Raw genomic sequence first — 19,922 nt, 5'->3', positions numbered from 1 at the left:
ATCACTTATAAAAAGGGAGTTGAGAATGCACTTGAAAAAAATGATGGCCGCGATGGTGGCGGTAGGGCTGGCGTCGACGGCGCTGGCGGCGGAGGAGGAGAAACTGCAGCGTGTCGAAGTGACGGGCTCCAGCCTGAAGCGCATCAACGCGGAGACGGCGTCGCCCGTGCAGGTGATCAACGCCAAGCAGATCGAGAACATGGGCGCGCTGACCTTGCTGCAAGTGCTCGACAACCTGCCCGCCGCCCGTCCGGCGCAGCAGGATTTCCGCTCGATGTTTACGGGTTCCGATGGCGGTTCGCAAGCGAACTTGCGCGGCATGGGCGCGCAGGGCACCCTGGTGCTTTTGAATGGCCGCCGCCTGTCGTTCTATGGCGCGCCGGCCGGTTTCCAGACCATGTTCGTCAATATCGACGCCATTCCCGCCGCCGCCATCGAGCGCATGGAAATCCTCACGGACGGCGCGTCGGCCGTGTATGGCTCCGACGCCGTGGCCGGCGTCATCAACGTGATCACCAAGAAGTCGTACCAGGGCCTGGAAGCGCGCGCCAATGGCGAGTTTTCGCCGAGCGTGAAATCGTATGGCGAGCGCCAGGCCAGCGTGCTGTATGGCCTGGGCGACCTGGCCAGCGATGGCTACAACATCTACGGTTCCGTGAACGTCTACCAGCGCGACCGTATCGCGCTGGCCGATACCTGGCGCAAGCGCCCCTCGTATTTTTATGTAAACAATCCCAATTTCATCCCGAACATGCGCGTGGGTGTCGGCAGCGAACCGGGCGTGATGAATCCCGGGACCTTCTTTGTCTTCGACAAGGCGAAGAACAATGCGCGCACCCAGCGCGCCGTCAATGGCTGCAACACCAGCATCACCGAAGCGTCGGGCACGCGCTGCGTGTGGAATGCGCTGCCGAACCAGCTCGACACGGGCCCCACCTCGGAGCGCGCCACGGCGTACGTGAGCGGCAGGTTGAAACTCGGTGGCGACATGGAAGCGTTCGCGGAAGGCGCTTTCACCCACATCAAGATGCGCGGCGAGAACGGCCCGTCGAGCTTCAATAGCGGCAGCACGAACAACTGGTTCGCGCGCAATACGGGCAATACCCTGAACACGTTCGCCACGCCTTTCCTGAGCCCCAACAACGTCTACCTGAAAGGCAAGCTCGATGCCGACATGGTGGCCAAGATGGGCGGCGCGGCCGGCTTGAACTATTTGCTGCAGGATGCACAAGGCCACTTCGGCCAGAAGAACGTCGATGAAAACTACCGCGCGCTCGTCGGCCTGCGCGGCAGCATCGGCGGCGGCTGGGATTTCGAGACGGCGCTCAGCGTGGCGGGCAGCCATTCGACGCTGTTCCAGACGGCGAACATCAACATCAAGGGCTTCGAGCAGGCATTCGGGCCGTTCACGAAAGACCCCGTCAGCGGCCGCACGTACATCTCCGACAATCCCGCCTACAAGTTCGGCGAAATCAGCGAGGCGAATGCGGCGCTGGTGCGCAGCGCCTATCCGACCTTCGCCATCGAATCGTGGACCAAGCTGATGACGTGGGACGCGAAGGTGGAAGGCACCCTGTTCAAGCTGGGCGAGCGCGAAGTGCGCGCCGCCGTGGGTACCAACATCATGCGCGAGAGTTTCCTCACGCCCGGCAACGCGGATGCGGCCAATGGCCTGATCACGCAGCAGGGCGGTTCCTGGTTCGACGGCCGGCGCACCATCGCCGCCGTGTTTGGCGAAGTGGTGGTGCCGCTCAGCGACACCCTGGAGGTCAACGCGGCCGCGCGGCTGGACAAATATCCGCATTTCTCGGCCAACCTGGCGCCCAAGCTGGGCGTGATCTGGCGCGCGCGGCCCGACCTGATGCTGCGCGGGACGTATTCGGAAGGCTTCCGCGCGCCCAACCTGGCTGAAGCGGGCACGGGCGGCGTCTTTGCGCAGGTGGGCGGCATCCGCGACACGGTGCGCTGCGATGAAACGAACGCCATGGCGCGTGCACTGATGAAGTCCAAGGTGGCGACGGATGCGGACCTGGGCAAGAGTTTGCTCAATTCGAACTGCTCGACGACGGTGGGCGGCCTGACGCCGCCGAACCAGAACCTGCGTCCGGAAAAAGCGAAGATTTCCACGGTGGGCCTGGTGCTGCAGCCGGCCAAGGACGTGAGCATCTCCATCGATTACTGGTTCATCAACCGCCGCGACGAAATCGTGCGCCAGGACTTCAACGAGCTGTTTACGGAACTGGTGGACAAGTACGGCCCGACCCTGGCCGGCACGTCCAGCGCCATCCGCAACGACCTGACGGATACGGACCGGGGCAACGTGGCGGCGGTGGCGGCCATGTGCGCCAATCCCGCCAACGCGGGCGTGTGCACGGGCGGCGTGCCCGGCTACTCGGTGGGCAACCTGGGCGGCTTGATCAACTCGTATTCGAACCGCGGCCGCACCCTGATGGATGGCGTGGACATCGATGCGCGCACGCGCTTTGGGCTCGGTGACTGGGGCAAGCTGAGCACGGGCATCGCGGCCACCATCCGCAAGCGCGACACCCACGACAGCGAAGACGGCAGCGATATCAAGGGCAATACCGTCGGCTACTACGATTCGCCGCGCTACCGTGCCACGGTCAACGCCGACTGGAGCTACCGCAACTTCGTCAGCAGCGTCTTCATCAACTATTCGGGCAAGACGCGCTGGGCCTACGGTCCCTGGGACAAAGACAACACGCCGGAAAACTGCACCGCCGCCTCGGTGGCGCTGCCGGCCGGCCAGTGCAAGGGCGCGCCGTCATACACGACGGTCAACCTGGCCTTCAGCTGGAAGCCGGTGAAGAACCTGGACGTGGGCCTGAACGTGAAAAACGCGTTCAACAAGAAGCCGTACTACGACCCGAACGGCTGGGAAGGCTACAACCATAGCCAGGACCTGTTCGGCCGCCAGTTCGCCCTGTCGGCCAGCTACAAGTTCTTTTAATACGTGACGCTGCCCCGGCCCGTCTATGCGGGCCGGGGTATTGGCATGGAAAAGAAAAGACAATATTCCGAAATGCACAATACGAAAGATAAACGTAAGTGAAAGCAGAGTGCCATGGCTGCTTTCGCGTTTTTCTCCCCGTTTTTTTGCGCCGATTCACGATTTCTGCTTACCTCGCTGCAGTCGCGTGTATCTGTCATACCACGATAACGAAAGTTATGGGACGCATCACAGATTAAATCGAAAGATAAAATGCCTTTATTTGCCGGATTTCTCGATAAATTGCCGTTATAACTTTCTTTTTGTTGACGATACTTATTTTTCTTTTTAAAGTAATCCCAAGAAAACGAAAATCAGCCGATACGGACTGATTTCCCGGAAGGTGCAACTGCCTGGAGCTACCTTCCGACGACCACCATAAAAATTGCATCCCCCCGGCTTCGCCCTGGAGCGGGGAGGGCGCGCATAACCCTCGATATAGACGGAGACACACCATGCATACCACCGGACTCAAATTGCGCGACATCAGCCGCGCCGCCGCGATCGTGATCGCCCTGGCGGCCGGCGTGCCAGGCCAGGCCTGGGCACAGTCGAACGCCACCAGCACCATTTTCGGCGAAGTGAGTGCGCCGGCCGGCGCCACCGTGGTGCTGGAAAACCTGGCGACGGGCGTGCAGCGCACCTTGACGCCCGATACGTCGGGCCGCTACGTGGCCAACTCCATGCCGCCAGGCCGCTATGCGGTGCGCGTGCTGCGTGCCGGTTCGGTGGAAGCATCGCAGGAAGTCGAAGCGCTGATCGGCGCGGGCGCGGAGGCCAACTTCGGCCCGGCCAGCGCGGCAGGCACCGTGGGTCAGGAGCAGACCGTCGTGGTGAAGGCGTCGCGCAATCCGATCGACGTGTCGAACACGAACAATGGCGTGATCTTCACGGCCAAGGAATTGAAGGCGCTGCCGGTCGGCAATGATGTGGCGTCCATCGTGCAGCTGACGCCGGGCGTCTCGCGCGGCACCAACAGCGTGTACGGCAATGCGCCATCGATCGGCGGCTCAGGACAGTCGGAAAACGCGTTCTACGTCAACGGCTTCCCCATCACGAATATCCTGACCCAGGTGGGTGCGTCGGAGCTGCCGTTTGGCGCGATCTCGAACCTGCAGGTGCTGTCGGGCGGCTACGGTTCGGAATTTGGCCGCTCCACGGGCGGTGTGATCAACATCACCACAAAGAGCGGCGGCAACAAGGTCGAATTCGGCGGCAAGGTCTCCATCATTCCCCGTTCGCTGAAGGGCGAGCCGGAAAACACCTATTACCCGAACACGGGCGCCAATCCCAAGACGGACGGCAATCTGCTGTACTGGAACCGCGACAATGGCAGCACCAGCAAAGTGGTGGGCCTGTACGGCAGCGGCCCGCTGATCAAGAACAAGCTGTTCGCCTTCGTGGCGCTGGAACAGACGCGCACGGACAGCCAGTCCGTTGCCGCCGCCGCCGACTCGGGCACGGCCCTGGCGCGCGGCTGGAGCACGAGCCAGAGCAAGGTGGACCGCATGATGGCCAAGCTCGACTACAACCTGACGGACGACCATCACTTCGAATACACCAAGCTGTATGACCGCACGAAAACAGACAGCCAGGCATATGGCTACAGCTACGCCACGCATGCGAGCAATGGCGTCCAGGCAGGCAAGGGCGAGACGACAGTCAACTGCTGCGGTTCATCGGCCGCGCCGGGCGCCAACATCGACATCTTCAAGTACACGGGCTACCTGACGGACAACCTGACCGTGACGGCCATGATGGGCGAGTCGCGCACCTCGCACACCCGCACGCCGAACGGCTACAATCCGCTGCTGGCGCAAACGTCGTCGAATACCTCGACGCAGGTGCCTGGCCTGACGTACGCCAATCCGCAAACGGTGACGGGCACCCTGGTCGACCCATCGTCGGAAGACCGCCAGAAAGCCAAGCGCCTGGACCTCGAATACAAGCTGGGCAAGCACTCGCTGCGCGGCGGCATCGACCGCATCGACGTGGAGTCGAAAGTGGGCCTGAGCCTGGCCGGCGGCTACCGCTGGAGCTACCAGCGCGCGACCGATCCGAACCGGGCCATCAACGGCGCCTTTGAAACGCCGGCCCAGGGCGGCGGCTATGGCGCGCAGGGCTATTACGTCAGCAAGGACTTGAACGCCAACCTGGCGCGTCCCACCAGCGTGCAATCGGCGCAATACATCCAGGACCATTACCAGGTTACGGAACGGGTGCTGCTGGACCTGGGCCTGCGCCGCGAGCAGTTCACCAACTACAGCACCGATGGCGTGGCCTTCATTTCGCAGCGCAACATGATCGCCCCGCGCGTGGGCGCCACCTGGGATTACCTGGGTGACGGCACCCTGAAATTCTTCGCCAACGGCGGCCGCTACCACCTGCCTGTGCCGTCGAATTTGTCGAGCAACATGGCCAGCCCCTTCCTGGCCACCAGCGAGATGTACACGTACACGGGCGTCGATCCGGTGACGGGCGCGCCGACGGGCCTGCACGCGATCAGCAAGCCGTATTCGGCAAACAATGCGTATGGCCAGAGCCGCGATGCGCGCGAAGTAACGGCCGTCGGCCTGAAACCGCTGTCGCAGGATGAATTCTCGCTCGGCTTCGAACGTGCCCTGAGCAAGAAGCTGGTGGTGGGCGCCAGTGTCCTGTACCGCAAGCTGAACGACACCAACGACGACACCTGCGATGCGCGTCCGCTGCAAGCCTGGGCTACGCGCAACAGCGTCGACACGAGCAACTGGGGCGGCTTCCAGTGCGCCATCATCAACCCGGGCCGCGACAACAGCCTGATGGTGGACTTCGACGATGGCAAGGGCTTGCGCCGCGTGGATATTTCGGCGGCGGAGTGGGGCAATCCGAAACCGGCACGCACCTACCGCGCCTTGAACATGTTCATCGAGCACCCGTACACGAATGGCTGGTACGGCAAGCTGACCTACACCTTGTCCGGCTTGAAGGGCAATATGGAAGGCCAGACGGACAGCATCGGCGGCGGCGACGTGGGCCTGACGGTCAGCGACGACCACAAGGAACTGATGTACAACGCGTATGGCTATCTGCCGGGCGACCACCGCCACGCCTTCAAGGCCTACGGCTTCATGCAGGTCATCCCGGACGTGACGGTCGGCGCCAACCTGTCGCTGACGTCGGGCGCGCCGCGCAACTGCATCGGCGCGCTGCCCGACAACCTGAAGTTCGAGAACGACTACGGCGATTCCTACTTCTATTGCGATGGCAAAGCGGCGCCGCGCGGCAGCCAGGGCCGCCTGCCATGGCAAGCCCAGCTGGACATGAATCTGGCCTATACTCCCAGCGCCGTCAAGGGCCTGAGCCTGAAAGTGGACGTGTTCAATGTGTTCAACAGCCAGACCGTGACCCGCTACAACGAGACGCGCGAAGACCATGGCGCCATCGCCCGCAGCTATCTGCAGGTGGCCGGCCGCACGGCGCCGCGTTCCGTGCGCTTCACGGCGGAATACACCTATTAAACTGCAGCCGGCCTGCCGTGCGGCGGACCGGCGACGATCATTACCAATGGAAGCGAGAAGAGACCAATGACGACACAAATCAATCGACGCAATTTCCTGTCCGCCAGCGCCGCGCTGGCCGGTGGCGCCATGACCGGCAGCGCCTTGCTGCCTGGCGAGGCCAACGCCGCACCCGCCGCCGGCCGCGACAAGGTCCGCCTGGGCCTGATCGGCACGGGCATGCGCGGCCAGGTGCTGCTGGCCGAACTGGTGCGCCGCGACGACGTGGAAGTGGTGGCCCTGTGCGATATCGAACCGATCATGCTGAAACACGCGCTGGGCCAGGTGGCCAAGGCCGGCAAGCCCCGTCCGCGCACGTATGGCGAAGACCGCGACCAGAAAGCCTACAAGCGCATGCTGGACGCGGGCGGCCTCGATGGCGTGATCATCGCCACGCCGTGGGAATTCCATGCGCCGATGGCGATCGCCGCCATGCAGGCGAAGATCGCCGTCGGCTGCGAAGTGGTGGCCGGCATCACCCTGCAAGACCACTGGGATGTGCTCAATACCCAGCTGAAAACGGGCACGCCGTACATGTTGCTGGAAAACGTGTGCTACCGCCGCGACGTGATGGCCGCGCTGCAGATGGTGCGCGCGGGCCTGTTTGGTGAACTGCTGCACCTGCAGGGCGGCTACCAGCACGATTTGCGCGCCGTGAAATTCAACAGCGGCAATCCGGCCAAGCCATATGGCGGCGGCGTGGAGTTCGGCGAGAAGGGCTGGTCCGAAGCCCATTGGCGCACGCAGCACTCGGTCGAGCGCAATGGCGAGCTGTATCCAAGCCACGGCATCGGTCCGTGCGCCATGTACACGAACATCAACCGCGGCAACCGTTTTACGCGCATCAACGCCTTCGCCACCAAGGCGCGCGGCTTGCACGACTACATCGTCAAGCAGCCGGGCGGCGCGCAGCATGCGAACGCCAAGGTGAAATTCAAGCTGGGCGACGTCGTCACCACCACGCTGGCGTGCGAGAACGGCGAAACCATCATCCTGCAGCACGATACGAGCTTGCCGCGTCCGTATTCGCTGGGCTTCCGCGTGCAAGGCACGGACGGCCTGTGGATGGACTTGAACAATTCGATCCATATCGAAGGCGTCAGCAAGCCGCACCAGTGGGACGACTTCAAGGCTTACCAGGACAAGTATGAGCATCCGGTGTGGCGCAAGTACGCGGCACAAGCGGAAGGCGCTGGCCACGGCGGCATGGACTTCTTCGTCATCCACGCCTTTGTCGAAGCGCTCAAGGCCAACGCGCCGATGCCGATCGATATCTACGATGCCGTGACGTGGAGCGCCATCACGCCGCTGTCCGAGCAATCGATCGCCGCCAACTTCCAGACCCTGGACTTCCCGGACTTTACGGGCGGGCAGTGGAAATCGCGCAAGCCGATCTTCGCCCTCGACGGCAAGTACTAAGCTCCATTCGCCCGCTACCGCACCAGTTGCCGTAGCGGGTTTTTTCTATCCACCCAGTTTTTCAACCGCGGCGCAGGTGCGCAGGCCCGTGTTCGCCCGCCGCAAAGCTGTACCACCAGGAGACGTTGATGAAACACAGAAGTTCATTACTCTATGCCATCCTTCCCGCCATGCCCTTGCTGCTGGCGGCCTGCGGCGGCGCCACCGCCACGGGCAACGGCAACACGGCCTTGCTGGCGGCCAGCGTGGCGGCGCCCGCCACGACGGCGACCGTGGAACTGGCCGGTAACGCCTTCATCACCAGCGGCGACGTAGGCGCCGTCATCAACGAACGCGGCCTGGCCGGCTGGAGCAATCCCGATGCCGTCGCCAGCACGTATTTCCGCGTGGCCGAGGCGGGCTCCGTGCAGGTGGCGCTCGACGCCAGCCTGGCCGATGGCGGCAACAGCACCATCCGCGTGAAGATCAATGGCACGCCGTTCGATGTCAAGCTGGCCGGCAAGGAGCGCAAGACCTATGCCGTCGGCACGGTCAATGTGCCGGCGGCCGGCTATGTAAAGGTCGACATGCAGGGCCTGAAGCGCGTGAAGGGCACGTTCGGCGACGTGGCGGCGCTGAAGGTGACGTCGAACACGGCGCTCACCTATGCGAATGACCCCGCCAACTACTACTGGTCGCGGCGCGGCCCGTCCGTGCACATGGGTTATACGGTGCCGGCCAATACCGAGTATTTCTATAACGAGATGACGATTCCCCAGGGCCAGGACGCCATCGGTTCCTACTTCATGGCCAACGGCTTTGGCCAGGGCTACATGGGCATCCAGGTGAAGTCGCCGAGCGAGCGCTGGATATTGTTCTCCGTGTGGGATGCCGACAATGGCGCCAAGACCACCCTGGTCAGCAAGGGCGCCGGCGTGGTCGACAATGCGTTTGGCGGCGAGGGCACGGGCGGCCAGACCTATCTGTCGTATAACTGGGCGGCTGGCACGACGTACCGCTTCATCACGCGTGCGCGGCCCGACGGCAATGGCGGCAGCGATTATTCGGCCTGGTTCTTCGCGCCCGAGACGGGCAAGTGGCGCTACATCGCCACCTGGAAGCGGCCGGCGATCTCCACGTATCTGACGGGCGTGCATTCCTTCCTCGAGAACTTTATCGATACCCTGGGCTACACGGAGCGCCGCGTCCAGTTCGGCAACCAGTGGGCCAGGAACGTTTCCGGGACATGGACCGAAGTGACGGCGGGAAGGTTCACGGGCGACGCCACGGCCACGAATGCGCAGCGCATGGATTATGCGGGCGGGCTGGAAAACGGCAGGTTCTACCTGCATAACGGCGGCTTCTTCGCCGACTATGTGAAAACCAGCCAGAACTTTACGCGGCCCGCGACGGGCCAGGCGCCGGCCGTCGATGTCAGCGCCTTGCCGATGCAGTAAGTCTTACCCTGGCCGCTTGCCTACCATCGCATCGATGCCGCGATAGTAGGTGAGCGGCCGGCCTATCGTCACGCCCATCAATGCCGCCGCCTGGATGATGTCGTCCGTGTCGCGCCGGTAGACGATCAGCGCATCCATTTCGTCGGAGCCGTTGCCGTCGATCTGGATCAGGTCATAGCCGCCTTCTTCCACGGCGCGCTGCGCCAGTTCCGTATCCAGCCACTCGAAATAGGGCAGCACGCTGCCGCCGCTTTCCTTGAGCAGTGCGTACGGGAAGTCGGGGAATTCGTCGAACATGTCCTGTATCTGTTCGTGCAATTCATCGATCTTGTCGCTCGACGCCATATGGCCGCCCAGCTGCGAGAGGAGTTCCAGCGCGTAGGCTTGCGCATCGCTGTCGACCCATTCCTCGCGCGGCGCGGAGGGAGCTTCGGTGATGGCGGCGACGGCGTCGTCGAGTTCCTCGCCTTCCAGATCACCGCAGGTCAGCTTGGTCAATAGTTCGGATAAGAGCATGGTTGCCTTTCAGGGGAGCAGCACGGCCACGGTGGCTGCCTTGTCGATGAAGTTGCCAATACTATCATTGCCGTGCAGCTTGCCGCGTTCCGCAGAAGTCGTATGGCGTCCTTTGACTACTTGTCAACTAGACATTTTCGTGCCAGGCGGATACACTGAAAATATTTCCAATTAGCAATATTTATCTGGACTCATGCAGGCACAGGCGCGCTTGCCGTCCTTTGCCCTTTGCCCATCACTTGTGACCCATTTCTTCATTTTATTCAGGATCATCCATGTTTGTCCGAACCACCATGCTGCGCGCGCTGGCGTGCGCCGTCTTGCTGCCTGCGCTGTTGTCGGCCTGTGTCACCGGCCGCAATAGCGCGCCTGCGTTTACCTACACGACACCCGACCTTGCCAAGGGCGTTGTCGTCGGCACCGTGTTCGAGAGCTCCGTCTTCGAGGCGCATGGCGCCAGGTTCGGCATCGTCAGCAGCGACCCTGCCGCCCTCGAGGGCAAAAGTCTGTGGTTATCCAGCCATGCTCCCGCCGGCCAGGTCGCCTTGCAGAATGTCTTGCCAAAAGTACCTACGGGCAAAGGCAGCACCTTTGCGCTGCAGCTGACGCCGGGACGCTACAGCGTCATCATCTGGCTGCTTGACTATGGATTCAGGTCCAGGTACTCCGAATCGTCGCCGAAGCCGATCGAGTTTGACGTCGTTGCTGGCAAGGTCATCTACCTGGGACGTCTGGATGCCAACCGTTTCCTGCAAGTGGCTTCGATACACGACAATTTCGAGGAAGATATCGCATACCTGAAGAAAAATCCCTTGCTGGCCAATGCCAGCATCGAGAACAAGGCGCTCGAGGTGCGTGAATGGTGGCTAGAGGACGCCCTTGGCAAGGAAATTCAGGAAAGAAACCGCGCCAAATAAGCACCTGCAGGTCGCGCCGCGCACGCGTCACTCTGTACTGCAGGCGCGACCCTGCGCTACATTTTTTGCTGCATCAGAGCGGCCAGGCCTGTTTGGTCACGGCTACGGCGACGATGTAGGCGAAGACCAGCACGGCGAGCGCGAAGGCGGCGCCGCGCACGGCCGGCGTCTTGCCCCGTTTCAGCGCGATGGTGCCCAGCACGATGTAGGCCACCAGCGCGCACAGTTTGGCGGCCAGCCAGGGCTGGCTGCCCGGCGACTGGCCGCTCCACACGGCCAGGGTGATGGCGCTGGCCAGCAAGGCCGTGTCGACCAGGTGCGGCAGGATTTTTACCCAGCGCTGCTGCAAGGCGGGCGAGGCGCGCAGCATCCATGCGCCGCGCAAGAGGAAAAGCAGGCCGCTGGCGGCGGCGCAAGCCATGTGGAAATGCTTGAGGCTCAGATAGTCCATATGTCCATGCGGTCGTTATTCAAAGTAGCGCCAGCATAGCCCCCTTTGGCGCGCCGCGCCATACGCCGTCGGAGGGACGCGCAATCAGCGGCACCATTTCATGTACACGAGCTCCGGGTCTCCCTCGTCGAGATGGTCGATCTGTCCGCTACGCACGAAACCCGCGCTGGAGAACAGCCGTTGCGCGGCCAAGTTGGACTGGTTCGTCGAGGTGAATAGCTTCTCAGTTTGACACGCGGCTTCGGCGGCGGCCAGCAGGCCCACGCCCACACCGCGCCGCTGGTAGGCGGGCGAGACCACCACCAGCGAGACAAAGCCGTAATCGAAGAAATCGTCGCGCGTGAGGACATAGCCTGCCACCTGGCCCGCCCGGATGGCCACTTGGCAGTGCCCCTGGCCGACGGCGGCGCGCACGGCCTCGCCCCGGCTGGCGTGCGCCTGCGCATAGGCATCGCAGGCCAGCATGGCGTCCACATCGCCAGCCTGGGCCGCGCGCGTGATGATCTTGTCTGTTTCGTCTCTGTTCTGCATGGCGTTCTTTTTCTCCCGGCGCCGAGTGTGCCAAAAATGCGTCCGTTTGTAAAACACCCGCCATCCAGGCTAGGTCCATACCCCGCCATCTAGTCACTTTTGCCGATACGGCTATCCAGATTGCCTTTCCAGAATCACCCTGTGGCCGATAGTGCCTTTCCCCTCTGCCACGTAAGCTGGTCGGGACGGCTGGCCAGACGGCCAGTGCATTCATGGAGAAACATCGTGGCTACCCTAGATGGCACTAAGAACAACAGTAGTAACAAGGCAGTCGAACCCGGCATGCGGCGCAAGCAGGCGTCCGTGCTGATCAGCAGCACCTTCGCATTTACCATCTGCTTTGCGGTCTGGATGATGTTTGCCGTGCTGGGCATCCCCATCAAGACCAGCCTGGGATTGACTGAAACACAATTCGGCCTGCTGGCCGCCATGCCCGTGCTGACGGGCTCCCTCGTGCGCGTGCCCTTGGGCATCTGGACGGACAAATACGGCGGACGCCGCGTCTTCTTCTGGCTGATGCTGGCCAGCGTGGTGCCGATCTACCTGATCTCCTACGCCACCGCCTATTGGCACTTCCTCGTGCTGGGCATGTTCGTGGGCCTGGCGGGCGGCTCGTTTTCCGTCGGCACGCCTTACGTGGCGCGCTGGTATGAAAAGGAGCGTCGCGGCCTGGCGATGGGCATCTTCGGCGCCGGCAATTCCGGTTCCGCGCTGACCAAGTTCGTCGCGCCCGGCATCGTCGCCGCCTTCGGCTGGCAGATGCTACCCAAGGTGTACGCGGTAGCCATGCTGGCCACGGCCATCATCTTCTGGCTGTTTTCGTACACGGACAAATCGCACCTGGCGCCATCGGGCGAAAGCTTTTCGGCCCAGATGAAAGTGCTGAAGGATCCGCGCGTGTGGCGCTACTGCCAGTACTACTCGGTGGTGTTCGGCGGCTACGTGGCGCTGGCGCTGTGGATGACGAAGTACTACGTGGCCGAATACGGTTTTGATTTGAAACACGCGGCGCTGCTGGCCGCCTGCTTCTCGTTGCCGGGCGGCGTGCTGCGCGCCGTGGGCGGCTGGATCTCCGACAAATACGGCGCGGCGAAAGTCACCTGGGCCGTGATGTGGGTGTGCTGGGTGTGCTTCTTCCTGCTGTCGTATCCGCAAACACAGATGGTCGTGGAAACCGTCACCGGTCCGCTGGCCTTCCATATCGGCCTGTCGCCGCTGTGGTTCACCGTGCTGCTGTTCATCGTCGGCATCGCCATGGCCGTGGGCAAGGCGTCCGTCTTCAAGTTCATCGGCGATGATTTTTCCGACAACATCGGCGCCGTTTCTGGCGTGGTGGGCCTGGCTGGCGGCCTCGGTGGCTTCATCCTGCCCGTGATGTTCGGCGCCCTGGTGGACTTTACGGGCGTGCGTTCGAGCTCCTTCATGCTCCTCTACGGCACCGTTTGCGTCTCCCTCATCTGGATGCATTTCTCGTTCAAGCCGCTGCGCGCGGCACCTACCAACCAACTCGCAGGAGCTAAAGCATGAGCCGCTATATGATTAATACCTGGGAGCCGGAAACCCCGAGCTTCTGGCAAAACACGGGCAAGGCCACGGCCGCGCGCAATCTGTGGATCTCGATCCCCGCGCTGCTGCTGGCATTCGCCGTGTGGATGGTGTGGAGCGTGGTGGTGGTCAACCTGCCCAACATCGGCTTCACCTACAGTAACAACCAGCTGTTCTGGCTGACGGCCTTGCCGGGTTTGTCCGGCGCCACCTTGCGCATCTTCTATTCGTTCATGGTGCCGATCTTCGGCGGGCGCCGCTGGACGGCCATTTCCACGGGTTCCTTGCTGATTCCCGCCATCGGCATCGGCCTGGCCGTGCAGGATGTGAACACCGGTTATCCGACCATGCTGATCCTGGCGCTGCTGTGCGGCTTCGGCGGCGGCAATTTCGCTTCGTCGATGGCCAACATCAGCTTTTTCTATCCTAAGGCCAGCAAGGGCTTCGCGCTGGGCATGAATGCTGGCCTGGGCAACCTGGGCGTGTCGGTGGTGCAGTTCGTCGTGCCGCTGGTGATCACGTTTGCCGTCTTCGGCGCCTGGGGCGGCGACTCGCTTACCTGGGTCAAGAATGGCGTGAGCAAGGACATGTGGCTGCAAAACGCGGGCTTCATCTGGGTGCCGTTCATCGCGCTGTCGACCTTGCTGGCCTGGTTCGGCATGAACGATCTGGCATCGGCCAAGGCGTCGTTTTCCGAGCAGGCCGTGATCTTCAAGCGCAAGCACAACTGGCTCATGTGCTGGCTGTACACGGGCACCTTCGGCTCCTTCATCGGTTATTCGGCCGCGTTTCCGCTGCTGATCAAGATCCAGTTCCCCGACGTGAACCCGCTCGATTACGCCTTCCTGGGGCCATTGGTCGGTGCGCTGGCGCGCGTGGCCGGCGGCGTGATTTCCGACAAACTGGGCGGCGCCAGAGTCACCCTGTGGTCCTTCCTGCTGATGATAGCCGCCGTGCTGGGCGTGCTGTACTTCATGCCGCAAGCGGGCGAAGGTGTGCACACTGCGGGCAGTTTCAACGGCTTCTTCTGGATGTTCATGCTGCTGTTCGCCGGCACGGGCATCGGCAACGCGTCGACCTTCCGTATGATTCCCGTGATCTTTTTGACGGAACACCAGCGCGCGGCGGCCGGCAAGGGCAAGGCGGCGCAGGAGCAAGCCATCGTCGACGCCAACAAGGAAGGCGCGGCCGTCCTGGGCTTCACCTCGGCCGTGGCGGCCTATGGAGCTTTCTTCATCCCGAAAAGCTATGGCACCTCGATCGCGCTGACGGGCAGCCCCGACGCGGCCCTGTGGTGCTTCATCGGCTTTTATGTCAGCTGCATCGCGATCACCTGGTGGTGCTATGCGCGCAAGAACGCGCCGATGCCTTGCTAGTTAGCGTCAGAACGTCGGACGAGTCTTGCTTGCCCGGCGTTGAACACAGTAAGAGGTAGTCATGGAAGAACTGGAAAAATTCGTCAACGGCTTCAGCCTGTTTCAGCAGCAGTACTTCAGCGAGCCGCAAACCTTGTACGACAGCCTGCGCGACGGGCAGCGGCCCTCGACTCTGCTGATCGGCTGCTGCGATTCGAGGGTCGACCCCATGCTGCTGACGGGCAGCGACCCGGGCGACATGTTCGTCGTGCGCAATATCGCCAACCTCGTGCCACCGTGTACGCCGGACGCGCCGCCCGGCGTCAGTTCGGCCATCGAGTTCGCCGTCTGCAAGCTCGAAGTGGCGAGGGTCATCGTGCTCGGTCATGCGCGCTGCGGCGGCATCCGCGCGCTGCTGGAACCGCAGCCGCGCGCGGAAGGGCAGGAAACGGACTTCGTTGGCCAGTGGATGCGCATCGCCGAACCGGTGGCGCAAAGAGTACGGCGCGAACTGGCGCACCGTTCGTCGGCGGAACAGCACCACGCGTGCGAGCTGGCCAGCATATTGCAGTCGCTGGACAACCTGCTCACCTACCCGTGGCTCAAGCGCAGGGTGGAGCAGGGCGTATTGAAATTGCATGGATGGTATTTCGACATCGACAGCGGGGCGCTGATGGCGTATTCGGCGCGCCAGCAGCAGTTTTTGCCTCTGGTCTGTCCAATAGAAAGGGCGCGGCATTTGCATGAGCGCCCTTGGCCGGATGCAGGCAGATAATCCGAAACGTGCGGCCAACAAGGTGTCGGATTACGCTACGCTAATCCGACCTACCTTGCTCTACATCAATCACGTAGGTCGGATTAGGCCACAGGCCGTAATCCGACAAGTTCCGTCAACTAAAACGTAACAAATCCCCGCTGCGGTCAAACGCCAGCAGGCTGTCGATGCGGCCTTGCTCGATGGCCGTCACCATGGCGCGCAGGGGCGCTTCGCATTCCTGCGCGGCGGGCGGCTGGCCTTCGCGACCCGCCAGTCCCGCCACGAAGACCACATCCCAGTGCGTCTGCATCTGTTTCGACTCCTCCTTCAATGTCTCGAAGCTGTCCAGTTCCTCGGGCAGCTTGTCGGCGCACATCACGGGCGTGAGGGACTTGCCCTGGCCGCCAGGCTGGGCCTGCGCTTGCGTAAAGGTGAACAGCAGGCGTTGCGGCTGCTCTTGGTTGCGGGCGCTGCTCAGCAGGCTGGCGTAATCGGTAATCGGCATGATGCTCTTTCTCTGTGTTGAACGATGACGACAGGTATACCGCAGCTCCGCCTTGCCGCCCATAGGCAATAGTGACTATCCGGGTGACTACGCGCCTATGCATTCCTGGTGCCGGAAACCGACTTCTTGCCAATACCGCCGGGCACGGCGCATCGATAGACTGTTTGTATCGACGCTTGAGCCATCGTGCTTGCAGCGTTTTTTAAGACCTGGCGCCGCTGTCGGCGGCGCAATGTGGAGGTAGCATGAGTCACTTTCTGGACCGCCTGAAATTTTTTAGCAAGCCCGCCGAGCCGTTTTCAAACGGCCACGGCACCGTGGTCGATGAAGACCGTACCTGGGAAAACGCCTACCGCCAGCGCTGGCAGCACGACAAGATCGTGCGCTCCACGCATGGCGTGAACTGTACCGGCTCGTGCAGCTGGAAGGTGTATGTCAAGAATGGCCTGATCACCTGGGAAACGCAGCAAACCGATTACCCGCGCACGCGGCCCGACCTGCCCAACCACGAACCGCGCGGCTGCCCGCGCGGCGCCAGCTATTCCTGGTACGTGTATTCGGCGCAGCGCGTGAAATACCCGATGGTGCGCGGCCGCCTGATGGAAATGTGGCGCGAAGCGCGCAAGACCATGGACCCCGTCACGGCCTGGGACTGGATCAGCCAGGACCCCGTGCGCTCGCAGCAGTACAAATCCATCCGCGGCCTGGGCGGCTTCGTGCGCGCCACCTGGGAAGAATCGAATGAAATCATCGCCGCCGCGAATGCGCTGACGATCAAGAAATACGGCCCGGACCGCATCGTCGGCTTCTCGCCGATTCCCGCCATGTCCATGGTCAGCTATGCTTCCGGCACGCGCTATCTGTCCCTGATCGGCGGCGTGGCCCTGAGTTTCTACGACTGGTACTGCGACTTGCCGCCAGCCAGCCCGCAAGTGTGGGGCGAGCAGACGGACGTGCCGGAATCGGCCGACTGGTACAACTCGACCTATCTGATGGTGTGGGGCTCGAACGTGCCGATGACGCGTACGCCGGACGCCCACTTCTACACGGAAGTGCGCTACAAGGGCACGAAAACCGTCGCTATCTCGTCCGACTACGGCGAAATGGTGAAGTTCGGCGACATCTGGCTGGCGCCGAAGCAGGGCACGGACGCCGCGCTGGCGCTGGCCATGGGCCACGTCATCCTCAAGGAATTCCACTCGGAAGGGCAGAGCGCCTACTTCCGCGACTATGCGCGCCAGTACACGGACTTCCCCATGCTGGTGCTGCTCAAGGAACATAACGGCACCCTGGTGCCCGACTACTTCCTGCGCGCTTCGCACCTGGACAACAACCTCGACGAAACGAATAATCCTGAATGGAAAACCCTCGTCATCGACGAGACCACGGGTGCGATTACCGCGCCGGCCGGCTCCATCGGCTTCCGCTGGGGCGAGTCGGGCAAGTGGAATCTGGAACAGAAGGCTGGCGGCAGCGGTGCGCCCATCGTGCCGATGCTCTCCATGATCAATGACAGCGACGCCGTCACGGAAGTGGGCTTTGCCTACTTCGGCGGCAAGGATGCGTCCGACATGTTGCTGCGCAAGGTGCCGGTGAAAACCATCCGCCTGGCCGATGGCACGACGGGTCTCGTCACCACCGTGTTCGACCTGACCCTGGCCAACTACGGCATCGACCGCGGCCTCGGTGGCGAAAACGTGGCGGAAAGCTATGACGATGACGTGCCGTACACTCCCGCATGGCAGGAAAAGCACACGGGCGTCAAACGCGCCGACGTCATCACCGTGGCGCGCCAGTTTGCGGAAAACGCGGACCAGACGCGCGGCAAGAGCATGGTCATCGTGGGCGCCGGACTGAATCACTGGTACCACATGGACATGACCTACCGCGGCATCATCAACATGCTGATGATGTGCGGCTGTATCGGCCAGTCCGGCGGCGGCTGGGCCCATTACGTGGGCCAGGAAAAGCTGCGTCCGCAAACGGGCTGGACGCCATTGGCCTTCGCCCAGGACTGGGTACGTCCGATGCGCCAGATGAACGGCACCTCGTTCTTCTATGCCCACACGAGCCAGTGGCGCCACGAAAAGCTGGAAACGGGCGATATCGCCTCGCCATCGGCGGCCGGCGGCACGGGCGACCTGACCCTGCTCGACTACAACGCCAAGGCTGAACGCATGGGCTGGCTGCCATCGGCGCCGCAGCTGCAAACGAATCCGCTGGAAGTGGCCAAGGCCGCTGCCGCCGCAGGCCAGAAGCCGGCCGCGTATGCGCTCGACCAGATCAAGGCGGGCCAGCTGCAGTTCTCGTGCGATGACCCGGACAATCCGGCCAACTTCCCGCGCAATATGTTTGTGTGGCGCTCGAATATCCTCGGCAGCTCGGGCAAGGGCCACGAGTACTTCCTGAAATACCTGCTCGGCACGCAAAACGGCTTGCTCAGCGATGAAGAAGACTGCCTCACGCCGAAACAGGTGAAAGTGCGCCCGGCCGCCGAAGGCAAGCTCGATCTGCTGGTGGTGCTGGACTTCCGCATGTCGACCACCTGCCTGTATGGCGACGTGGTGCTGCCGACAGCCACCTGGTATGAAAAGGATGACTTGAATACGTCGGACATGCATCCGTTCATCCACCCGCTGTCGGAAGCCGTGCAGCCGCTGTGGCAATCGAAGTCGGATTGGGAAATCTACAAGGGCATCGCCGAGAAATTCTCGGAAATCGGCGGCGAGCTGCTGGGCACCCAGCAAGACATCATCCTCACGCCGCTGATGCACGACACGCCGGGCGAACTGGGCCAGCCTTTCGATCCCAAGGATTGGCGCGCGGGCGAATGCGAAGCGATTCCCGGCAAAACGATGCCGAACATGACGGTGGTCGAACGCAATTACCGCGACGTCTACAAGAAGTTCACCTCGATCGGCCCGCTGCTGGAAACCATCGGCAACGGCGGCAAGGGCATTTCCTGGAAAACCGGGCATGAAGTCGACGTCCTGCGCGGCATCAACCGCACGGTGCTGGACGAAGGCGTGTCGCAGGGCCAGCCGCGCCTCGATACGGCCATCGATGCGGCCGAGATGATCCTGTCGCTGGCGCCGGAAACGAATGGCCATGTGGCCGTGAAAGCCTGGGCCGCGCTGTCCTCCATCACGGGACGCGATCATACGCACCTGGCGCTGCCGCGCGAGCATGACAGCATCCGCTTCCGCGATGTGCAGGCGCAGCCGCGCAAGATCATTTCTTCGCCCACCTGGTCTGGCCTGGAAAGCGAAGAAGTCAGCTACACGGCCGGCTATACCAACGTGCATGAACTGATCCCTTGGCGCACCCTGACTGGCCGCCAGCAGTTCTACCAGGATCACCTGTGGATGCGCGATTTCGGCGAGGGACTGTGTGTCTACAAACCGGCCATCAACACGAAGACGACGGAAGCGCTGCTGGGCACCAAGCCGAACGGCAACAAGGAACTGGCGCTGAACTTTTTGACGCCGCACCAGAAGTGGGGCATCCACTCCACGTATTCGGACAACCTGCGCATGCTGACATTGTCGCGCGGCGGACCGCACGTGTGGCTGTCGGAGACGGACGCGCAAGCTGCCGGCATCGTCGACAACGATTGGATCGAAGTCTTCAACGTCAATGGCAGCCTGACGGCGCGCGCCATCGTCAGCCAGCGCATCCCGGCCGGCATGACGATGATGTACCACGCCCAGGAAAAGATCATTAACGTGCCTGGCGCGGAGATGACGGGCAAGCGGGGCGGCATCCATAACTCGGTGACGCGCGCCGTGCCCAAGCCGACGCACATGATCGGCGGCTACGCCCAGCTGGCGTACGGCTTCAATTACTACGGCACGGTGGGCTCCAACCGCGATGAATTCGTATTGGTGCGCAAGATGAACAAGGTCGACTGGCTCGAAGGCCCGTTGCAGGAACAAGGAGCATAG

Annotated in this window: 13 protein-coding genes; 9 read left to right on the top strand and 4 right to left on the bottom strand. The window is 62.5% G+C overall.

Annotated features, from left to right (window positions below):
* Positions 1–25: 25 nt before the first annotated feature.
* From JAB6_RS27270 to JAB6_RS27255, 4 genes are all read left to right on the top strand, one after another.
* Complete coding sequence (locus tag JAB6_RS27270) at positions 26–2,971, top strand: TonB-dependent siderophore receptor (protein ID WP_083293064.1); 2,946 nt, start codon at positions 26–28, stop codon at positions 2,969–2,971.
* A gap of 494 nt (positions 2,972–3,465) precedes the next feature.
* Positions 3,466–6,507: a TonB-dependent receptor gene (locus JAB6_RS27265; protein ID WP_070305914.1), complete on the top strand. Its 3,042-nt coding sequence runs from the start codon at positions 3,466–3,468 to the stop codon at positions 6,505–6,507.
* Positions 6,508–6,573: 66 nt separating this feature from the next.
* Positions 6,574–7,965: a Gfo/Idh/MocA family protein gene (locus JAB6_RS27260; protein ID WP_200873015.1), complete on the top strand. Its 1,392-nt coding sequence runs from the start codon at positions 6,574–6,576 to the stop codon at positions 7,963–7,965.
* 128 nt (positions 7,966–8,093) lie between these two features.
* Complete coding sequence (locus JAB6_RS27255; RefSeq protein ID WP_070305913.1) at positions 8,094–9,401, top strand: DUF5077 domain-containing protein; 1,308 nt, start codon at positions 8,094–8,096, stop codon at positions 9,399–9,401.
* Between the two features lie 3 nt (positions 9,402–9,404).
* On the opposite strand, the gene JAB6_RS27250 is transcribed toward JAB6_RS27255, so the two are convergent.
* Entirely contained in the window at positions 9,405–9,917 is a 513-nt protein-coding gene (locus JAB6_RS27250) for a hypothetical protein (RefSeq protein ID WP_139143520.1), read from the bottom strand.
* 275 nt (positions 9,918–10,192) lie between these two features.
* Between JAB6_RS27250 and JAB6_RS27245 the strand changes: the two genes are divergently transcribed.
* Entirely contained in the window at positions 10,193–10,834 is a 642-nt protein-coding gene (locus tag JAB6_RS27245) for a hypothetical protein (protein ID WP_139143519.1), read from the top strand.
* Positions 10,835–10,907: 73 nt separating this feature from the next.
* Here the strand turns inward: JAB6_RS27245 and JAB6_RS27240 are convergent, their stop codons facing one another.
* Together JAB6_RS27240 and JAB6_RS27235 are read right to left on the bottom strand one after the other, a co-directional pair.
* A complete protein-coding gene (locus JAB6_RS27240; protein ID WP_034751260.1) occupies positions 10,908–11,285 on the bottom strand; it encodes a SirB2 family protein in 378 nt (125 codons plus the stop codon).
* Positions 11,286–11,369: 84 nt separating this feature from the next.
* Positions 11,370–11,816 carry a GNAT family N-acetyltransferase gene (locus JAB6_RS27235; protein ID WP_070305911.1) on the bottom strand — a complete coding sequence of 149 codons (447 nt, stop codon included), beginning with the start codon at positions 11,814–11,816 and terminating at the stop codon, positions 11,370–11,372.
* Between the two features lie 282 nt (positions 11,817–12,098).
* Here JAB6_RS27235 and JAB6_RS27230 point away from each other — a divergent pair, with 282 nt between their 5' ends.
* The 3 genes from JAB6_RS27230 to JAB6_RS27220 all read left to right on the top strand — a co-directional run bounded on the left by JAB6_RS27230 (position 12,099) and on the right by JAB6_RS27220 (position 15,491).
* The gene (locus tag JAB6_RS27230; RefSeq protein WP_070305910.1) at positions 12,099–13,343 is read left to right on the top strand and encodes a nitrate/nitrite transporter; all 1,245 of its coding nucleotides are present in this window, start codon (positions 12,099–12,101) and stop codon (positions 13,341–13,343) included.
* A complete protein-coding gene (locus tag JAB6_RS27225) occupies positions 13,340–14,737 on the top strand; it encodes a NarK family nitrate/nitrite MFS transporter (protein WP_070305908.1) in 1,398 nt (465 codons plus the stop codon). The genes JAB6_RS27230 and JAB6_RS27225 overlap by 4 nt, the downstream gene beginning before the upstream one ends.
* Before the next feature lie 61 nt (positions 14,738–14,798).
* Positions 14,799–15,491, top strand: a complete 693-nt coding sequence (locus JAB6_RS27220) for a carbonic anhydrase (RefSeq protein ID WP_034751250.1) — start codon at positions 14,799–14,801, stop codon at positions 15,489–15,491.
* 115 nt (positions 15,492–15,606) lie between these two features.
* Here JAB6_RS27220 and JAB6_RS27215 read toward each other — a convergent pair whose 3' ends face one another.
* Positions 15,607–15,978 (bottom strand): hypothetical protein, encoded by a 372-nt coding sequence (locus JAB6_RS27215; protein WP_034751248.1) that lies wholly within the window; start codon positions 15,976–15,978, stop codon positions 15,607–15,609.
* A gap of 245 nt (positions 15,979–16,223) precedes the next feature.
* On the opposite strand from JAB6_RS27215, the gene JAB6_RS27210 reads away from it, so the two are divergent.
* Complete coding sequence (locus tag JAB6_RS27210) at positions 16,224–19,922, top strand: nitrate reductase subunit alpha (RefSeq protein WP_070305906.1); 3,699 nt, start codon at positions 16,224–16,226, stop codon at positions 19,920–19,922.

Origin of the sequence: Janthinobacterium sp. HH104 (assembly GCF_001758715.1) — a bacterium.
Taxonomy (GTDB): domain Bacteria; phylum Pseudomonadota; class Gammaproteobacteria; order Burkholderiales; family Burkholderiaceae_D; genus Janthinobacterium; species Janthinobacterium aestuarii.
This window is presented reverse-complemented; position numbering and strand designations above follow the sequence as displayed.

Coding starts and splice junctions, on each gene's coding strand:
- JAB6_RS27270 (WP_083293064.1), top strand. CDS start 26: ATGCACTTGAAAAAAATGATGGCCGCGATGGTGGCGGTAGGGCTGGCG.
- JAB6_RS27265 (WP_070305914.1), top strand. CDS start 3,466: ATGCATACCACCGGACTCAAATTGCGCGACATCAGCCGCGCCGCCGCG.
- JAB6_RS27260 (WP_200873015.1), top strand. CDS start 6,574: ATGACGACACAAATCAATCGACGCAATTTCCTGTCCGCCAGCGCCGCG.
- JAB6_RS27255 (WP_070305913.1), top strand. CDS start 8,094: ATGAAACACAGAAGTTCATTACTCTATGCCATCCTTCCCGCCATGCCC.
- JAB6_RS27250 (WP_139143520.1), bottom strand. CDS start 9,917: ATGCTCTTATCCGAACTATTGACCAAGCTGACCTGCGGTGATCTGGAA.
- JAB6_RS27245 (WP_139143519.1), top strand. CDS start 10,193: ATGTTTGTCCGAACCACCATGCTGCGCGCGCTGGCGTGCGCCGTCTTG.
- JAB6_RS27240 (WP_034751260.1), bottom strand. CDS start 11,285: ATGGACTATCTGAGCCTCAAGCATTTCCACATGGCTTGCGCCGCCGCC.
- JAB6_RS27235 (WP_070305911.1), bottom strand. CDS start 11,816: ATGCAGAACAGAGACGAAACAGACAAGATCATCACGCGCGCGGCCCAG.
- JAB6_RS27230 (WP_070305910.1), top strand. CDS start 12,099: ATGCGGCGCAAGCAGGCGTCCGTGCTGATCAGCAGCACCTTCGCATTT.
- JAB6_RS27225 (WP_070305908.1), top strand. CDS start 13,340: ATGAGCCGCTATATGATTAATACCTGGGAGCCGGAAACCCCGAGCTTC.
- JAB6_RS27220 (WP_034751250.1), top strand. CDS start 14,799: ATGGAAGAACTGGAAAAATTCGTCAACGGCTTCAGCCTGTTTCAGCAG.
- JAB6_RS27215 (WP_034751248.1), bottom strand. CDS start 15,978: ATGCCGATTACCGATTACGCCAGCCTGCTGAGCAGCGCCCGCAACCAA.
- JAB6_RS27210 (WP_070305906.1), top strand. CDS start 16,224: ATGAGTCACTTTCTGGACCGCCTGAAATTTTTTAGCAAGCCCGCCGAG.